This window comes from Paraburkholderia sp. SARCC-3016, assembly GCF_031119615.1.
Classification (GTDB): Bacteria; Pseudomonadota; Gammaproteobacteria; order Burkholderiales; family Burkholderiaceae; genus Paraburkholderia.
The window spans coordinates 35401-51488 of the sequence record NZ_JAVHZD010000037.1; the positions used below are offsets into that span (position 1 = coordinate 35401).

A 16088-nucleotide genomic window follows, 5' to 3' on the forward strand; every position below is an offset into this window, starting at 1 on the left:
GGCGCGCGGGCGTGGCACATTAGCCGACGATTATAGCTTGGCGCCGCGGGCCGTCATCACCGGCGGTGCGGCGTCGGCGTCGGCTAAACGCGATTCATGCAACAACTTCATGCAACAACTTCATGCAACAACAATGGGCAAGCAAATGAGCAGCAGAACCAGCAATCGAGGGAAGCCCCATGAGCAAGTCAGCGAATACCGATGAGCGATACCATGCAGACGCAGCCTGACGCACGGCGCGGCAGCGGTTTTGCCGGCGGCCCGACGCTCGCCATCCTGATCGGCGCGTCGGTGTGGGGCGTCGTCTGGTATCCATTGCGCACGCTTGCGGCACTCGGCATCACCGGCACGGCGGCCTCGGCGTTGACGAGCGGCGCCGGCTGTCTCTTCGTGTTGCTGCTCAAACGCGGTTCGATCGCGACGGTCCGCTGGCATTGGCTGTTGCCCGCGCTCGCACTGGCCGCGGGCGTGACGAACCTCGGCTTCGTCTGGGGCGCGATTCACGGCCAGGTGATGCGCGTGCTGCTGCTCTTCTATCTGACGCCCGCATGGACCGCGCTCTTTGCGCACTTTCTGCTGCGCGAGCGGCTCCGCTGGTCGGGCGCTGCGCTCGCGGCGTTGTCGCTCGCGGGCGCGATGCTGATGCTGTGGTCGCCGCGGCTCGGCTTGCCGGTGCCCGGCAGCCTCGCCGAATGGGCCGGCCTCGCCGGCGGCATGGGCTTCGCGATGAGCAATGTGCTGACGCTGAAGATCGTGCGCGAATTGCCGCTCATGAAGGCCGAAATGCGCACGGCGACGATCTTCGGCGGCTCGGCGCTCGTGAGCGCCTGCGCAGCGGTTTTCGAAGCGATGCCCGCGCCGCCCGAGGGTGCGCATCTGGCTACCGCTGCCTTGCTGGTCGCCGCGCTCGGCATCGTGTTGGGCACAAACAACATGCTCGTGCAATATGGGCTCGCGCGCGTGCCAGCGAACCGCGCATCGATCATCATGCTCTTCGAGATCGTCGTGACTGCGCTGTCCGCGTGGCTGCTCGCCGGCGAAGCGCCGGGGCCGCGCGAATGGGCCGGCGGTGCGTGCATCGTGCTGGCCTCCGCATTGTCGAGCCGGGTGCACCGCAGCCGGACGGCGTCACAAGCGTCACAAGCGTCACAAGCGGCGGGCGACGACGGCGATCCGGACCGCCGGAATCGCTCGCGTGCGATGGTATGATTGCCGCTGCTTGAGCGTGCTTGAGCGGCCGCTCGTGCGGTGCCTCAGTGGCGTAAAGCCACCGGTGCAACGCGGCGCGTACGCGGGTGCGTTTCCTTTTTCTCTTTTCAATCAGCGATATCGCCGTGCGTCTGACATCGATCAAACTCGCTGGCTTCAAATCATTCGTCGATCCCACGCATTTCCAGGTTCCGGGCCAGCTTGTCGGCGTGGTCGGTCCTAACGGGTGCGGCAAATCCAACATCATCGACGCCGTGCGCTGGGTGCTCGGCGAATCGCGCGCCTCCGAATTACGCGGCGAATCGATGCAGGACGTGATCTTCAACGGCTCCACGGCGCGCAAGCCCGGCAGCCGCGCGAGCGTCGAACTCGTGTTCGACAACGCCGACGGCCGCGCGGCCGGCCAGTGGGGCCAGTATGCGGAAATCGCCGTCAAGCGCGTGCTGACGCGCGACGGCACGTCGAGCTACTACATCAATAACCTGCCGGCGCGCCGGCGCGATATCCAGGACATCTTCCTCGGCACGGGTCTTGGGCCGCGCGCGTACGCGATCATCGGTCAGGGCATGATCGCGCGCATTATCGAAGCGAAGCCGGAAGAACTGCGCGTGTTTCTCGAAGAAGCCGCGGGCGTGTCGAAGTACAAGGAACGCCGCCGCGAAACCGAGAACCGTCTGCACGATACGCGCGAGAACCTCACGCGCGTCGAAGACATCGTGCGCGAGTTGAGCGCGAACCTCGAAAAGCTCGAAGGCCAGGCCGTCGTCGCGACGAAGTTCAACGAGCTGCAGGCCGAAGGCGAAGAGAAACAGCGCTTGCTGTGGCTGTTGCGCAAGAACGAGGCGGGCAGCGAGCGCGAGCGTCAGCAGCGCGCGATCGAGCAGGCGCAGATCGACCTCGAAGCGCATACGGCAAAGCTGCGCGAAGTCGAAGCGCAACTCGAAACGCTGCGCGTCGCGCACTACTCGGCGAGCGACGCGATGCAGGGCGCACAAGGCGCGCTCTATGAAGCGAACGCGGAAGTGAGCCGTCTCGAAGCCGAAATCAAATTTATCGTCGAATCGCGCAATCGCGTGCAGGCGCAGATCGCGGCGCTTGCCGCACAGCGCGAGCAGTGGCAGTCGCAGGCGGAGAAGGCGCGCGGCGATCTCGTCGATGCCGAAGAGGAACTCGCTGCCGGCGACGAAAAGGCCGCGATCGCCGAAGAAACGGCGGCGGCGAAACACGATGCGCTGCCCGCGCTCGAAGCGCGCTGGCGCGATGCGCAAACGCAGCTCAACGAGGAGCGCGCGAGCATTGCGCAAACCGAGCAGGCGCTGAAGCTCGAAGCCGCGCACCAGCGCAACGCGGACCAGCAGCTGCAGCAACTGCAACAGCGCCACGAGCGTCTGAAGACCGAAGCGGGCGGGTTAGACGCGCCCGATGAAGCGCAGCTCGAAGAGCAGCGTATGCAGCTTGCCGAGCACGAAGCGGTGCTTGCCGACGCGCAGGCGCGTCTGGCCGATGCGCAGGAAACGCTGCCGCGCCTCGACGCCGAGCGGCGCGAAGCGCAGGAGCGCGTGCACGCCGAAAGTGCACAGATTCATCAGCTCGAAGCGCGCCTTGCCGCTTTGAAGCAGTTGCAGGAGAACGTGCAGACCGAAGGCAAGATCCAGCCGTGGCTCGACAAGCACGAACTGGGCGCGCTGCCGCGCCTGTGGAAGAAGCTGCACGTCGAAGCCGGGTGGGAAACGGCGCTCGAATCGCTGTTGCGCGAACGGCTTGCGGCGCTCGAGGTGTCGAATCTCGATTGGGTCAAAGCATTCGCCACCGATGCGCCGCCGGCCAAGCTCGCATTCTATTCGCCGCCGCTCGCGGGTCAACCCGCCGCGGCGTCGGGCTCGCTGCGGCCGCTGCTGTCGCTCGTGCGCATCGACGATGCGGGCTCGCGCGCCGTGCTCAACGACTGGCTCGGTACCGCGTTCGTCGCCGACGATCTCGCGCAGGCGCTGCAGATGCGCGCGCAGTTGCCCGAAGGCGCCGCATTCGTCGTGAAGGCGGGGCATGTCGTGACGCGCGTCGGCGTGCAGTTGTATGCGGCCGATTCCGAGCAGGCCGGTATGCTCGCGCGTCAGCAGGAAATCGAGAATCTGACGCGCCAGGTGCGCGCCCAGGCGCTGCTCGCCGACGAAGCGAAGGCAGCTGCGATTCGCGCGGAGGCGTCGCACACGCAGGCCTCGCAAACGTTGAACGACGCGCGCCAGCAGGCCGAGCGCGCAACCCAGCGCGTGCACGCGCTGCAGATGGACGTGCTGAAGCTCACGCAGGCGCACGAGCGCTACATGCAGCGCAGCACGCAGATCCGCGAGGAGCTCGAAGAGATCACCGCGCAGATCGACGAGCAGCGCGCGTTGCGCACCGAATCGGAAACGAACTTCGAACGTCACGACGGCGAGCTTGCGGAACTGCAGGCACGGTTCGAAGATCATCAGCTCGCGTTCGAATCGCTCGACGAGGAATTGACGAATGCGCGTGCCGAAGCGCGCGACCTCGACCGCGCGGCGACCGACGCGCGCTTTGCGGCACGCAATCTGGCCAGCCGCATCGAAGAGCTCAAGCGCAGCATTCAGGTCGCGCACGAGCAGAGCGAGCGCGTCGACGGTTCGCTCGAAGATGCGCGCGCCGAACTCGAAACGATCAACGAGCAGACCGCGCATACGGGCCTGCAGGACGCGCTCGCGATACGCGCGGTGAAGGAAGAGGCACTGCATGCGGCGCGTCTCGAGCTCGACGATCTGACGGCGAAGCTGCGCGAGGCCGACGAAACGCGTCTGACGGCCGAGCGCGCGCTGCAGCCGTTGCGCGACCGCATCACGGAACTGCAACTGAAGGAGCAGGCGGCGCGCCTGAACGCCGAGCAGTTCATCGAGCAACTGGCCGCGGCCGGCGTCGATGAAGCGCAGCTGCAGGCGAAGCTCACGCCGGATCTGAAGCCGTCGTACCTGCAGGGCGAAGTGACGCGCATCAACAATGCGATCACTGCACTCGGACCCGTGAACATGGCCGCGCTCGACGAACTGAAGGCCGCGACCGAGCGCAAGACGTTTCTCGACGCGCAATCGGCTGACCTGACCAACGCGATCGAGACGCTCGAAGACGCGATTCGCAAGATCGACCAGGAAACGCGCACGCTGCTGCAAGGCACCTTCGACGAGGTCAACCATCACTTCGGTGAGCTGTTCCCGCGCCTTTTCGGCGGCGGACAGGCCAAGCTCATCATGACCGGCGACGAAATTCTCGACGCCGGCGTGCAGGTCATGGCACAACCGCCGGGCAAGAAAAATTCGACGATTCACCTGTTGTCGGGCGGCGAAAAGGCGCTGACGGCCACGGCGCTCGTGTTCGCGATGTTCCAGCTGAACCCGGCGCCGTTCTGTCTGCTCGACGAGGTCGACGCGCCGCTCGACGACGCGAACACCGAACGGTTTGCGAACCTCGTGCGCGCGATGTCGGATAAAACGCAGTTCCTCTTTATTTCACACAACAAGATTGCGATGGAAATGGCGCAGCAGCTGATCGGCGTGACGATGCAGGAGCAGGGTGTGTCGCGTATCGTCGCGGTCGACATGGAAACTGCTGCCGGTTTTGCCCAGAATATCGTTTGAACCCGCGACGCGCGTGCCGGATAACCCGGCGACGAACCGGGGCCGCAAGTGTCGTTGCAAGCGTGGCCTCGAGGCGGGTTCAGACGAAGCCGGACGGTGAAAAGCGCGTCGCATAGAGAAGAATTGCTGATGGAGCGTGCATGGACGAGTTGACACTCGGGTTAATCGGCGCGGGCGCCGTGGTGGTGGGGGGCGTGGTCGTGTACAACGCGTGGCAGAGCGCGAAGGTGCGGCGACGGATGCCAAGACCGATGCCGAGCGACGCGGCCGATCCGCTTTCGCGTGACGACCACGAAGAGCAGAGCCCGTTCATTGCGCCGGCACGGCCGACCGTTCGCCGCGATGGCGCACCGGGCGAGCGCGCGGACGAGCCGCAGCGCGTCGAGCCGACCTTCGGCGCGACCGCGCCGCTCGACACGCCGGCCGATATTCAGGCCGAGATGACGTCGCCGAACGGCTTCCCCGAGAGTGACGGCGAGGCTGCCAGGCCGCGCGTGCAAGGTTTGGCGCAAGCGCCTGGGCAAGCGGCGCGGCAAGGCGGTCAGCCTGGTGCAGCGGCCGCTTCGGACGAGCCGGTCGAGCCGATCATGCCCGCGGCGACGACAATTTCCGCGGCGCCGCCCGCCGTCGTCGACCGGCGCATCGACTGCATCGTGCCGATTCGTCTCGGTGCGCCGGTGGCCGGCGACAAGGTGCTGCCGCTCGCGCAACGGCTGCGCCGCGCGGGCAGCAAGCCCGTGCATATCGAAGGCAAGCCGGAAGGCGGCGGCGCGTGGGAACTGCTGCAAAACGGCGTGCGTTATGACGAGTTGCGCGCGGCCGCGCAGCTTGCAAACCGCAATGGACCGTTGAACGAACTCGAGTTCTCCGAGTTCGTGAGCGGCGTGCAGCAGTTCGCCGATGCGCTCGACGGCGCGCCCGAATTCCCTGACATGATGGAAACCGTGTCGATGGCGCGCGAACTCGACGGTTTTGCCGCGCAGTGCGACGCGCAGCTGTCGATTAACGTGCTGTCCGACGGCGCACCGTGGTCGGCGAACTACGTGCAGGCGGTCGCCTCGCAGGACGGCCTGCTGCTGTCGCGCGACGGCACGCGGTTTGTGAAGCTCGACGCGAAGCAAAGCCCGGTTTTCATGCTGCAGTTCGGCGATACCAACTTCCTGCGCGACGACCTTACGTACAAGGGCGGCCAGATGATCACGCTGGTGCTCGACGTGCCGGTGGCCGACGAAGACATCCTGCCGTTCCGCCTGATGTGCGACTACGCGAAGTCGCTGTCCGAGCGCATCGGCGGGCGCGTCGTCGACGATCAGCGGCGGCCGTTGCCGGAGGCGGCTCTGCTGGCGATCGAAAAGCAGCTGATGACGCTGTACGCGAAGCTCGAGCAGGCCGGCATCCCCGCGGGGTCACCGGTGACGCGACGGTTGTTCAGCCAGTAAGCGCAGTACGTGGAGAACGGGCGCGGGTCGGTTTGCGGCTTCCGTGGCTGACCCTCGCCGGACGTATGAACGCCACTGGCGGCGCGACATGCTTTGTCATTCGATCTCCTTTGGCCATGCGCCGCCACTGATCCACGCCTTGATTGCCGCGGCCACGGCTTCGTCCTTTCCATAGAATCCATGATGCGATAGCGCCTTGCACGGACCGCTCTTCACGTCGCCGCCGTGCACGGCGATCAGCGCATAGCCGCCGCTTTCGGCAATACGCTTTGCGGCGGCGAACGAACAGAGAAAGCACGCGTCGTCGGCGTGATGCACGAACAGCTGCCGTGCAGCAATCGAACCGTAGTCGAAGCCGAGCAGCGGTGTGGCCTGACCCCGCGCGGGGCTTGAAAGCGTCGACGTATGGACGACTGCGTCCCATGTATCGCGCAAGTCGCGACCGACGTACGCCGACGAGATCGTTCCGCGGCTCGTGCCGATCAGGACGAGTTTTGCCGCTGGAAAGCGCGTGCGCAAGTCGGCGACGATGCGCGCGACGTCCTGCGCATGACGCGGCGACGCGCGGAACGCATCGGAATAGCCGCCGGGTTGATCGGACGGCGCGTCGACGAGTGCGGTGGCGAACCGATTGTCGACAAAGAGCGTGCGCGCGCGAACGAGGAAGTTGTTTTTCTCGCGCAAGTGCAGCGCGCCGTCGTCGCCGATGTGCATATCGAGCCGGCCTTCGCTGCCGGCAAACATCACGAGTACCCACCGCGGCGTGCTGCCGGTCTTCTGCGTGAGCAGATAATCGATCGACGCGCCAGACGTACTTGACGCACCTGACGTACTTTCCGGCAACGCGACCTGCACGATCTGTTCGCTTGCGCATGCGGCGTTCGCGAGCATCAGCAATAGCATGACCGTAGCCCACACGGCTACACGGTGAATCGCACGGCTTGCGATAGCCGCGGGCGAGCCCGCGGCTTCCCGACATCGGACAGCGTTCATCGATCTTCCTCGCGATGTGCCTTCGGACGGCTCGGCAAGCTGGAGTCAGCGAGCCGAAAGATCAAAGGCGCGATGCATGTTCAGGGTTGCCAAGGTCGCATTGGCGCGGTGCACTGTCAACGGTTCAGCATGAGCGTTAGCCGAACGGCCAGGGAAAATCGAAGCGCCGGCATGCCCGGCCTGCGTTGCCTGCATCCGCGCGTTTGTGTGCGCACGGAAATGGCCGTTCGGCCTATGTCACGCGCGACGCTTCCTGAGATAATCTGGCGTCTGAACCTTATCTGCGAAAACGCTGACAGCATGGCTCGAACCAGGCCCTCCAGTCCCGCCGCTTCCGCCGCTTCCGCCGCGTCGAACGCGCCGTCCGAGCGTGCGGTGTGGCTGCGCGAGCAGCTCGAACGCGCGAACTACGCGTACTACGTGCTCGACCAGCCGGAGTTGCCCGATGCGGAGTACGACAGGCTCTTCAAGGAACTCGAGCAGATCGAAAGCGAGCACCCGGATCTGATCGTGCCCGACTCCCCGACACAGCGTGTCGGCGGCGAAGTCGCAAGCGGCTTCGAGCCCGTCGTGCACGACATGCCGATGCTGTCGCTGAACAACGGCTTTGCCGATGAAGATATCGCCGCGTTCGACAAGCGCGTGTCCGACGCGCTCGGGCATACGCCGGTCGACTACGCGTGCGAACTCAAGTTCGATGGACTCGCGATTTCGCTGCGCTACGTAGACGGCGCATTCGTGCAAGCGGCCACGCGCGGCGATGGTGCGACCGGTGAGAACGTCACGGAAAACGTGCGTACGATCCGTTCGATTCCGCTCAAGCTCAAAGGCCGTCATGTGCCGAAAGTGCTCGACGTGCGCGGCGAAGTGCTGATGTTCAAGCGCGACTTCGAGCGCCTGAACGAACGCCAGCGCGAGGCGGGCCACCGCGAGTTCGCCAATCCGCGCAACGCGGCGGCCGGGAGTTTGCGGCAGCTCGATCCGAAAATGACGGCGCAGCGGCCGCTGTCGTTTTTCGCGTATGGCATCGGCGTGCTCGACGGCATGCCGATGCCCGACACGCATAGCGCGCTGCTCGACTGGTATCACGAGATGGGCCTGCCGGTGAATAGCCAGCGCGCGGTCGTGCAGGGTGCGGAAGGACTCCTCGGTTTTTTCCGCAAGATCGGCGAGAAGCGCGATGCGCTGCCGTACGACATCGACGGCGTGGTCTACAAGGTCGATCGCCGCGACGAGCAGGACAAGCTCGGTTTCGTCTCGCGCGCACCGCGTTTTGCGCTGGCGCACAAATTTCCCGCGCAGGAGGCGCTGACAAAACTCGTCGCGATCGACGTGCAGGTCGGCCGTACCGGCGCGATTACGCCGGTCGCGCGGCTCGAGCCCGTGTTCGTCGGCGGCGCCACGGTCACCAATGCAACGCTGCACAACGAGGACGAAGTGCGCCGCAAGGATATCCGCATCGGCGACACGGTGATCGTGCGGCGCGCGGGCGATGTGATTCCCGAAGTGGTCGGCGCGCTCGTCGACCGGCGGCCGGCCGACGCGAAGCAATTCCTGATGCCGACCTCATGCCCGGTCTGCGGCTCGGCCATCGAACGCCTGCCCGACGAGGCGATTGCGCGTTGCAGCGGAGGCCTCTTCTGCCCCGCGCAGCGCAAGCAGGCGCTGTGGCATTTCGCGCAGCGCCGTGCGCTCGATATCGATGGGCTCGGCGAAAAGATCATCGACCAGCTGGTCGAGCAGAACCTCGTGCGCACGCCGGCGGACCTCTTCAATCTCGGCTTCTCGACGCTTGCCGCGCTCGACCGTTTTGCCGACAAGTCGGCGCAGAATCTGCTCGATTCGCTCGAAAAGGCCAAGCACACGACGCTCGCGCGATTTATCTACGCGCTCGGTATCCGGCATGTCGGCGAATCGACCGCAAAAGACCTCGCGAAGCATTTCGGTTCGCTCGATCCGATCATGAATGCGAGCGTCGACGAACTGCTCGAGGTCAACGATGTCGGTCCGATCGTCGCCGAAGCGATTCACCAGTTCTTCGCTGAAGAGCACAACCTTACGGTTATCGATCAACTGCGCGCGCCCGGCAGGGTAACGTGGCCGGAAGGCCCGCCGGCACCGAAGGCGCCGCAAGGCGTGCTGGCCGGCAAGACAATCGTGCTGACGGGCACGCTGCCGAATCTCGCGCGCGAGGAAGCGAAGGAAATGCTGGAGGCGGCCGGCGCAAAAGTGGCCGGTTCGGTGTCGAAGAAAACGGACTATGTGGTGGCGGGCACGGAAGCGGGCAGCAAGCTCGCAAAAGCCGAGGAACTTGGCATTCCCGTACTCGACGAAGAGGGTATGCGCAAGCTACTGGAGAGGCAGACAACATGATTCGCGAAATTCTGAAAATGGGCGATCCACGCCTCTTGCGGATTGCCAATCCCGTCGACCATTTCGATACGCCCGAGCTGCACGAGCTTATCAAGGACATGTTCGAAACAATGCACGACGCGAACGGCGCGGGGCTGGCCGCGCCGCAGATCGGCGTCGATCTGCAAGTCGTGATCTTTGGTTTCGGGCATAACGAACGCTACCCCGATGCGCCGTCGGTGCCCGAAACGGTGCTGATCAATCCCACCGTCACGCCCGTGTCGCAGGACATGGAAGAAGGCTGGGAAGGGTGTCTGTCGGTGCCGGGGCTGCGCGGCGTCGTGAGCCGTTTCTCTATGATCCGTTACCACGGCTTCGACCAGTTCGGCAAAGCCATCGACCGTGTCGCGGAAGGCTTTCACGCGCGCGTCGTCCAGCACGAGTGCGACCACCTGATCGGCAAGCTGTACCCGATGCGGATTACGGATTTCTCCAAATTCGGCTTCACGGAAATCCTGTTTCCGGATCTCGATCCGCGCAGCGACGATTGAGCGACAGGCGTTACCTCGCGCGAGCGGTCGGCCCGCTCGCGCGTGCTCCCTGTCATTCAGAAAGTCTCGTCGACCGACAGATACCGCCACTGGCCCGGCGGCAGTGCGCCGAGCGCGATCTTGCCCATCCGCACGCGCTTTAACCCCACCACCTGCAGCCCGACCAGTTCGCACATCCGGCGAATCTGGCGCTTCTTGCCTTCGCGTAGTACGAAACGCAATTGTTCGCCGTTCTGCCAGCTGACCTGCGCGGTCTTGAGCGGGACGCCGTCGAGTTCGAGGCCGTGGCGCAGCTTCGCGAGGCTCTCGGGCGGAAAATGCTGTTCGACGTCAGTCTCGACATCGCCGTAAGTCACGCGCACGAGGTATTCCTTGTCGACCTCGGAGTGTCCACCGATCAGCTGTTTGGCGACGCGGCCGTCCTGCGTCAGCACGAGCAGGCCAGTCGAATCGATATCGAGGCGTCCAGCCGGCGCGAGCTGACGCAGATGCGCGACGGAAAAGCGGATGTCGGTGCGATCGCCTTCCCAGCGATTGGCCGGCGTGACGAGCGTGACGGCCGGCTGATAGCCGTCCTCCGCCTGGCCCGACACAAAGCCGACCGGCTTGTGCAGCAGGATCGTGACCTGACGCGACTGCGCGGCCTCGGCGGCGGGGTCGATCTCGATGTTCACGTCAGGCCGCACGCGCGTGCCGAGTGTGTCGATGCGTTCGCCGTCGACGGTCACCCAGCCTTTCTCGATCCATTCGTCGGCCTCGCGGCGCGAGCACAGACCGAGCTCGGACATCAGTTTCGACAGGCGCAGCATGCCGGGCGCGTCGGTGTGCTCGCGGCGCGGCTTGTGGTCCGCGACCTCGGCTGCTGGAGCGCGCGCGCTCGACGCATTTGCTTTTCGCGCGGTTTTTGCAGGAGCGCCGGCTTTGTTGCCGCGCGGCATATCGGTCTTGCCGCCGCGAGGCGTGCCGGGTGAAGCGGTCGCGCGCCGGGGTCGTTCGTCGCGTTCGATGCGTTCGATGCGGTCCTGCCGTTCCGCATAGCTCCCTTTCACGGGGCGCGCGAACGTGCGCTCGCCGCTGCCGCGGCCCGTCGCTCCAGTCGTTCCGGTAGCGCGCGGTTCCGCCCTGCCGCGCGTGGTCGACGGGCGTTCGGCATCGCGCGAGGCCCGATCGCGCGACGGTGCCGCGCGATCGGATGACGACCGGTAGGGTGCGTCCGCGCCGCGCGATGACGCCCCGCGATCGCCTGGCGCGCGTCTGGGCGCGTCGACTCCGCGCGTCGGCCTTCCCGCTTCGCCTGCTCCACGCGCATCGCTGTACGGCCGGCGTTGCGGCGCGTCGTCGGATGAGCGGCGCGGGCGATCATCGCGGTCGCGCATGGCGCGCGTCTCGCGTTTGTCGAAGGCGCGTCCGCCTTCGCTGCGCCGCGGCGCAGCCGTAGCCGACGATGAACCGCGGGCCGTGCGTTCGGCAAGAGGCCGTCGCGGCGCACCTTCGGCGTCGCCACGAGTGCGAGGGCGCGCGCCGTCTGCTGTTGAAGCACCCGAGCGCGGTGTGCGCTCCGAAAACGGCCGTCGCGGTGCACCTTCGGCGTCGCCACGAGTGCGAGGTCGCGCGCCGTCTGCTGTCGAAGCACCCGAACGCGGTGCGCGCTCCGAAAACGGCCGTCGCGGGGTGCGTTCCGAGTCGCCGCGAACACGCCCGGCGGTTCGATCGCCGGCATCACGGGCACCGGGCGCCGAGGCGCGCCGCGCCTCGCTCGCGGGCCGTTCCGTCGACCGCGCAGCGCCAAACGTGGCGTTCGACGACCGGTCGCCGACCCTTGGCTTGCTCGCGCGGGCGCCGCCCTCGGCCGCACCCGATTTCGCACCCGCCGCGCGCGCGCGATCGGACGTGCCCTTGCCGCCTGCCTTACCGTCCGTTTTGACCGGTGCCTGACGCACCACCGGCTTGCGTGCGTTTGCGCTGCCCGGCCGCACCGGCGCGCGCTCGGCCGAAGCGGGCCGCGGATGCTTCGCTGTTAACTTGGTTCGCATAAAAATGGAGGCTGCGCTTTACACTGCGATCGCGCGCAGCAATTCGGTTTCAACCTGGATTTGACGCCGGTTGTCGGAAAGGCCGTGTCCATCGAGCAGGAACACGTCCTCGACGCGTTCGCCGAGCGTATTGATCCGCGCCGCGTGGACGCCGACCCGATGCTCGGCCAGCACGCGCGCGATCGAATAAAGAAGGCCCGGCCGGTCGTTCGCGGACACGGACAGGATGTAGTACTGGCCGCGTTCGTCGGCCCGAAGGTCGACGCGCGGCGTGATCGGAAACGTGCGCGACAGCCGCGAGAGCCGCCCCTTCGACGGTTCCGGCAGCAGCGTGCCGGCTGCGCCGGAAAGGCGCAGCGTCAGTTCCTGCTCGACGAGGTTCGCGATGTCGCGGTAGTGCACGTCCTGCTCGGTGTGCGCCACGATAAAGTTGTCGAGCGCGTAGCCGTGCTGCGTCGTGCTCACGCGCGCATCGAGCACCGACAGGCCGTTGCGGTCGAAGTACGCGCAGATGCCGGCGAACAGGTCAGGGCGGTCCTTCACGTAGACGAGCACCTGCAGCGCCTCGCCGACCGGCGAGGGCCGCGCGCGCACGATCGGCGTCTCGGTTTCGACGTGGCGATAGAGCACGCGCGTCTGCCATGCGATATCGGCCGGATCGTGACGCAGGAAATAGCCGACGTCGAGTTTGTCCCAGAGCACTTTATGCGCGTATTCGGGCACGGTTTCGAGCCGCAGCAGCGCAAGCGCTTCGTCCTTGCGCGTCTGCATCTCGGCATGCGCATCGGGCCGCGCGCCGCCAAGCACCGACAGCGTCACGCGGTACAGGTCCTCGAGCAGCTTGCCCTTCCACGTGTTCCAGACCTTCGGGCTCGTGCCGCGGATATCGGCCACCGTCAGCAGGTACAGCGCAGTGAGGCGCCGCTCGTTGTCGACCAGTTTTGCAAATCTTCTGATCACTTCGGGGTCGCTCGTGTCCTGCTTCTGCGCGACCTGGCTCATCGTCAGATGCTGCTCGACGAGCCACACGACGAGCGCGGTGTCTTCGTCGTCCATGCCATGCTCGCGGCAGAAGCGCCGCGCATCGGCCATGCCGAGCTTCGAGTGGTCGCCGCCGCGGCCCTTCGCGATGTCGTGAAAGAGCGCCGCCACATACAGCACCCACGGCCGCTCGAAATTCGTGATCAGCTGGCTGCAGAACGGGTACTCGTGCGCGTGCTCGGCAATTGCGAAACGGCGCAGGTTGCGCAGCACCATCAGGATGTGCTGGTCGACCGTATAGACGTGATACAGATCGTGCTGCATCTGCCCGACGATGCGGCGGAAATTCAGCAGGTAGCGGCCGAGCACGCTCGTCTGGTTCATCAGGCGAAACGCATGCGTGATGCCGGCCGGCTGCTTCAGGATTGCCATGAAGAGGCGCCGGTTCTCGGGGTCGCGCCGCCAGCGCTGGTCCATCTTGTCTCGTGCGTTGTAGAGCGCGCGCAGCGTGCGCGCCGACAGCCCCTTCACGCCCGGTGTTTCTTCATACAGCAGGAACGCCTCGAGAATCGCGTTCGGATGGCGCTCGAAGACGTCGTCGGTGGCGATTTCGAGCATGCCCTGCTTTTCGACGAAGCGCTCCGAAATGACGCGCGTGATGCCGCTCGTGCTCGGGAACAACTGCGCTTCGACGTTCTGGATCAGGATGGTCGCAAGTTGCGTGACTGCCTTCGCGGCCCAGTAGTAGTGGCGCATCAGCTGTTCGCTGGCGCGGCGCGTCGAGGTTGCCTTGTAGCCGAAGCTCTCGGCAAGCGGCGTTTGCAGATCGAAAACGAGAATGTCCTGCCGGCGTCCGGCGAGTACGTGCAGCCGCGCACGCAGCGTCTTTAGAAACCCTTCGTTGCGGCGCAACTCGCGCGCCTCGCGCGAGGTGATGAGCCCGCGTGCCTCGAGTTCGCGCCAGCTGCTGCCGAAGCCCGCCGCGCGCGTGACCCACAAGATGAGCTGCAGGTCGCGCAGGCCGCCCGGGCTTTCCTTGACATTCGGTTCGAGCGCGTACGGCGTGTCCTGAAATTTCGCGTGGCGCTGCCGCATTTCGAGCACTTTTGCCTGGAAGAACGCACGTGGATCGAGCGCATCGTGGTAGCGCAGCGCAAAGTTCTCGAACAGCGCGGTGCTGCCGCAAATGCGCCGCGCTTCGAGCAGCGAGGTGCGCACGGTGACGTCGTTCGCGGCCTCTTCGAGACACTGCGAGATGCTGCGCACGCTGCTGCCGAGTTCGAGCCCGAGATCCCACGCGAGGCCGATGAACTTCTCGATGCACGCTTCGCTGCCCGGTACCGGCTCGTCGGGCAGCAGCACGAGGATGTCGATATCGGAGTGCGGCGCGAGTTCGCCGCGCCCGTAGCCGCCCACGGCGACAAGCGCAAACGACGAAGACAACTCGCACGCGGACCACGCGCTCCTGAGCGCGTCGTCGGTGATCTGCGCGAGCGCGTGCATCGGCGCGTCGACGCTGGCCGCCGTCTTGAAGCGCTCCAGCAACGGATTTTTGGCCATCTTGTAGTCCGCCCTCAGGGACGTGGCTTCGGACTGGGCGGCTGCAACGCTACTCATAGGCGGTGGGGTGCGGGAGACGGGGCGCAATCAGGCGGTGGCGGCGGCGACGATCTGCGGACGCGCGGGCGTGCCGGCGGAAACAGTCAGCACTTCGTAACCGGTCGGTGTGACGAGAATCGTATGTTCCCATTGCGCGGACAGGCTACGGTCTTTTGTCTTGACGGTCCACTGGTCGGGCATCGTGCGGATGTCGCGGCGGCCTGCATTGATCATCGGCTCGATCGTGAAGATCATGCCCGCTTCGAGTTCGATGCCGGTGCCGGGGCGACCGTAGTGCAGCACCTGCGGCTCGTCGTGAAACACGGTGCCGATGCCGTGCCCGCAGTATTCGCGCACGACGCTATAGCCTTGCGATTCCGCGTGCTTCTGGATGGCGTGGCCGATATCGCCGAGATGGGCGCCCGCGCGCACCTGCTCGATGCCGAGCCACATGCATTCGTAGGTGGTCTGCACGAGACGCTTCGCGAGAATCGACCCATCGCCGACGACGAACATGCGGCTCGTATCGCCGAAAAAGCCGTTCTTGATGACGGTGACGTCGATATTGAGCGTGTCGCCGTTCTTGAGTATCTTGTCGCCGGGGATGCCGTGACAGATCACGTCGTTCACCGATGTGCAAACCGATTTCGGATACGGCGGATAACCGGGCGGCTGGTAGTTGAGCGGCGCGGGGATCGTGCCTTGCACGTTCACCATGTATTCGTGGCACAAACGGTCGAGCTCGCCCGTCGTGACGCCGACCTTGACGAACGGCGTGATGTAGTCGAGCACCTCGCTTGCGAGTCGGCCGGCGACGCGCATCTGCTCGATGTCCTGTTCGTTTCTGAGCGTAATAGTCATTGAATGGGGCCTTGAAGAAAGCCAGGCAGCCTTGTTCCAGAGTGAACCTCGGGTTGACCTGAAATTTGACCTGGAACTTGACCCGGCGTTGGGCCTGCATTTCCGGGCCCGTCTTTCGAACCTGCAAGCGCGAACCTGCAAGCGGGACCGAAATGCGAATTTATCCGCGAATTATCGCACCATCTTCCCGCTGCCGCAGGCTTTTGCAAGGTGGGCGGGGGCGAGGAGGGCGCAGCTTCGCGAATGAGCCGGCCGGGTTGAGCCGTGCAACAGTCGCGTGCTATAATCTTCGGCTAAGTCGCTCGCCAAGGCAGTCCTCATGGCAGCCTCAAGGCAAACCCAAGGCAAACCCAAGGCAAACCCAAGGCAAACCCAAGGCAAACCCAAGGCAAACCCAAGGCAAACCCAAGGCAACCTAGGGCAACC

The 16088-nt window shown here is 65.4% G+C and carries 9 protein-coding genes; 5 read left to right on the forward strand and 4 right to left on the reverse strand.

Annotated features, from left to right (window positions below; genetic code table 11):
* Positions 1 to 201: 201 nt before the first annotated feature.
* From QYH69_RS29810 to QYH69_RS29820, 3 genes are all read left to right on the forward strand, one after another.
* Entirely contained in the window at positions 202 to 1209 is a 1008-nt protein-coding gene (locus QYH69_RS29810) for a DMT family transporter (RefSeq protein WP_308835276.1), read from the forward strand.
* 125 nt (positions 1210 to 1334) lie between these two features.
* Positions 1335 to 4853, forward strand: coding sequence for a chromosome segregation protein SMC (smc, locus tag QYH69_RS29815; RefSeq protein WP_308835278.1), 3519 nt, complete (start codon positions 1335 to 1337; stop codon positions 4851 to 4853).
* A gap of 140 nt (positions 4854 to 4993) precedes the next feature.
* Positions 4994 to 6292, forward strand: a complete 1299-nt coding sequence (locus QYH69_RS29820) for a cell division protein ZipA C-terminal FtsZ-binding domain-containing protein (RefSeq protein WP_308835279.1) — start codon at positions 4994 to 4996, stop codon at positions 6290 to 6292.
* Positions 6293 to 6388: 96 nt separating this feature from the next.
* Here the strand turns inward: QYH69_RS29820 and QYH69_RS29825 are convergent, their stop codons facing one another.
* Complete coding sequence (locus tag QYH69_RS29825) at positions 6389 to 7285, reverse strand: hypothetical protein (RefSeq protein WP_308835280.1); 897 nt, start codon at positions 7283 to 7285, stop codon at positions 6389 to 6391.
* Positions 7286 to 7585: 300 nt separating this feature from the next.
* On the opposite strand from QYH69_RS29825, the gene ligA reads away from it, so the two are divergent.
* Together ligA and def are read left to right on the forward strand one after the other, a co-directional pair.
* The gene (gene ligA, locus QYH69_RS29830; protein WP_308835281.1) at positions 7586 to 9658 is read left to right on the forward strand and encodes an NAD-dependent DNA ligase LigA; all 2073 of its coding nucleotides are present in this window, start codon (positions 7586 to 7588) and stop codon (positions 9656 to 9658) included.
* On the forward strand, positions 9655 to 10188 hold the full coding sequence (gene def, locus QYH69_RS29835) for a peptide deformylase (protein WP_075156865.1): 534 nt from the start codon (positions 9655 to 9657) through the stop codon (positions 10186 to 10188). The genes ligA and def overlap by 4 nt, the downstream gene beginning before the upstream one ends.
* 56 nt (positions 10189 to 10244) lie before the next feature.
* Here def and QYH69_RS29840 read toward each other — a convergent pair whose 3' ends face one another.
* From QYH69_RS29840 to map, 3 genes are all read right to left on the reverse strand, one after another.
* Positions 10245 to 11237 (reverse strand): pseudouridine synthase, encoded by a 993-nt coding sequence (locus QYH69_RS29840; RefSeq protein WP_308835282.1) that lies wholly within the window; start codon positions 11235 to 11237, stop codon positions 10245 to 10247.
* A 1002-nt stretch (positions 11238 to 12239) separates the two neighbouring features.
* Positions 12240 to 14819, reverse strand: coding sequence for a [protein-PII] uridylyltransferase (locus QYH69_RS29845; RefSeq protein ID WP_308835283.1), 2580 nt, complete (start codon positions 14817 to 14819; stop codon positions 12240 to 12242).
* A 30-nt stretch (positions 14820 to 14849) separates the two neighbouring features.
* Entirely contained in the window at positions 14850 to 15662 is an 813-nt protein-coding gene (gene map, locus QYH69_RS29850; RefSeq protein ID WP_308835284.1) for a type I methionyl aminopeptidase, read from the reverse strand.
* Positions 15663 to 16088 lie beyond the last annotated feature (426 nt).

Bases quoted from the DNA above. Each gene is read 5' to 3' on its own strand.
- QYH69_RS29825 (WP_308835280.1), bottom strand. From the start codon at position 7,285: ATGAACGCTGTCCGATGTCGGGAAGCCGCGGGCTCGCCCGCGGCTATC.
- def (WP_075156865.1), top strand. From the start codon at position 9,655: ATGATTCGCGAAATTCTGAAAATGGGCGATCCACGCCTCTTGCGGATT.
- map (WP_308835284.1), bottom strand. From the start codon at position 15,662: ATGACTATTACGCTCAGAAACGAACAGGACATCGAGCAGATGCGCGTC.
- ligA (WP_308835281.1), top strand. From the start codon at position 7,586: ATGGCTCGAACCAGGCCCTCCAGTCCCGCCGCTTCCGCCGCTTCCGCC.
- QYH69_RS29810 (WP_308835276.1), top strand. From the start codon at position 202: ATGAGCGATACCATGCAGACGCAGCCTGACGCACGGCGCGGCAGCGGT.
- QYH69_RS29845 (WP_308835283.1), bottom strand. From the start codon at position 14,819: ATGAGTAGCGTTGCAGCCGCCCAGTCCGAAGCCACGTCCCTGAGGGCG.
- QYH69_RS29820 (WP_308835279.1), top strand. From the start codon at position 4,994: ATGGACGAGTTGACACTCGGGTTAATCGGCGCGGGCGCCGTGGTGGTG.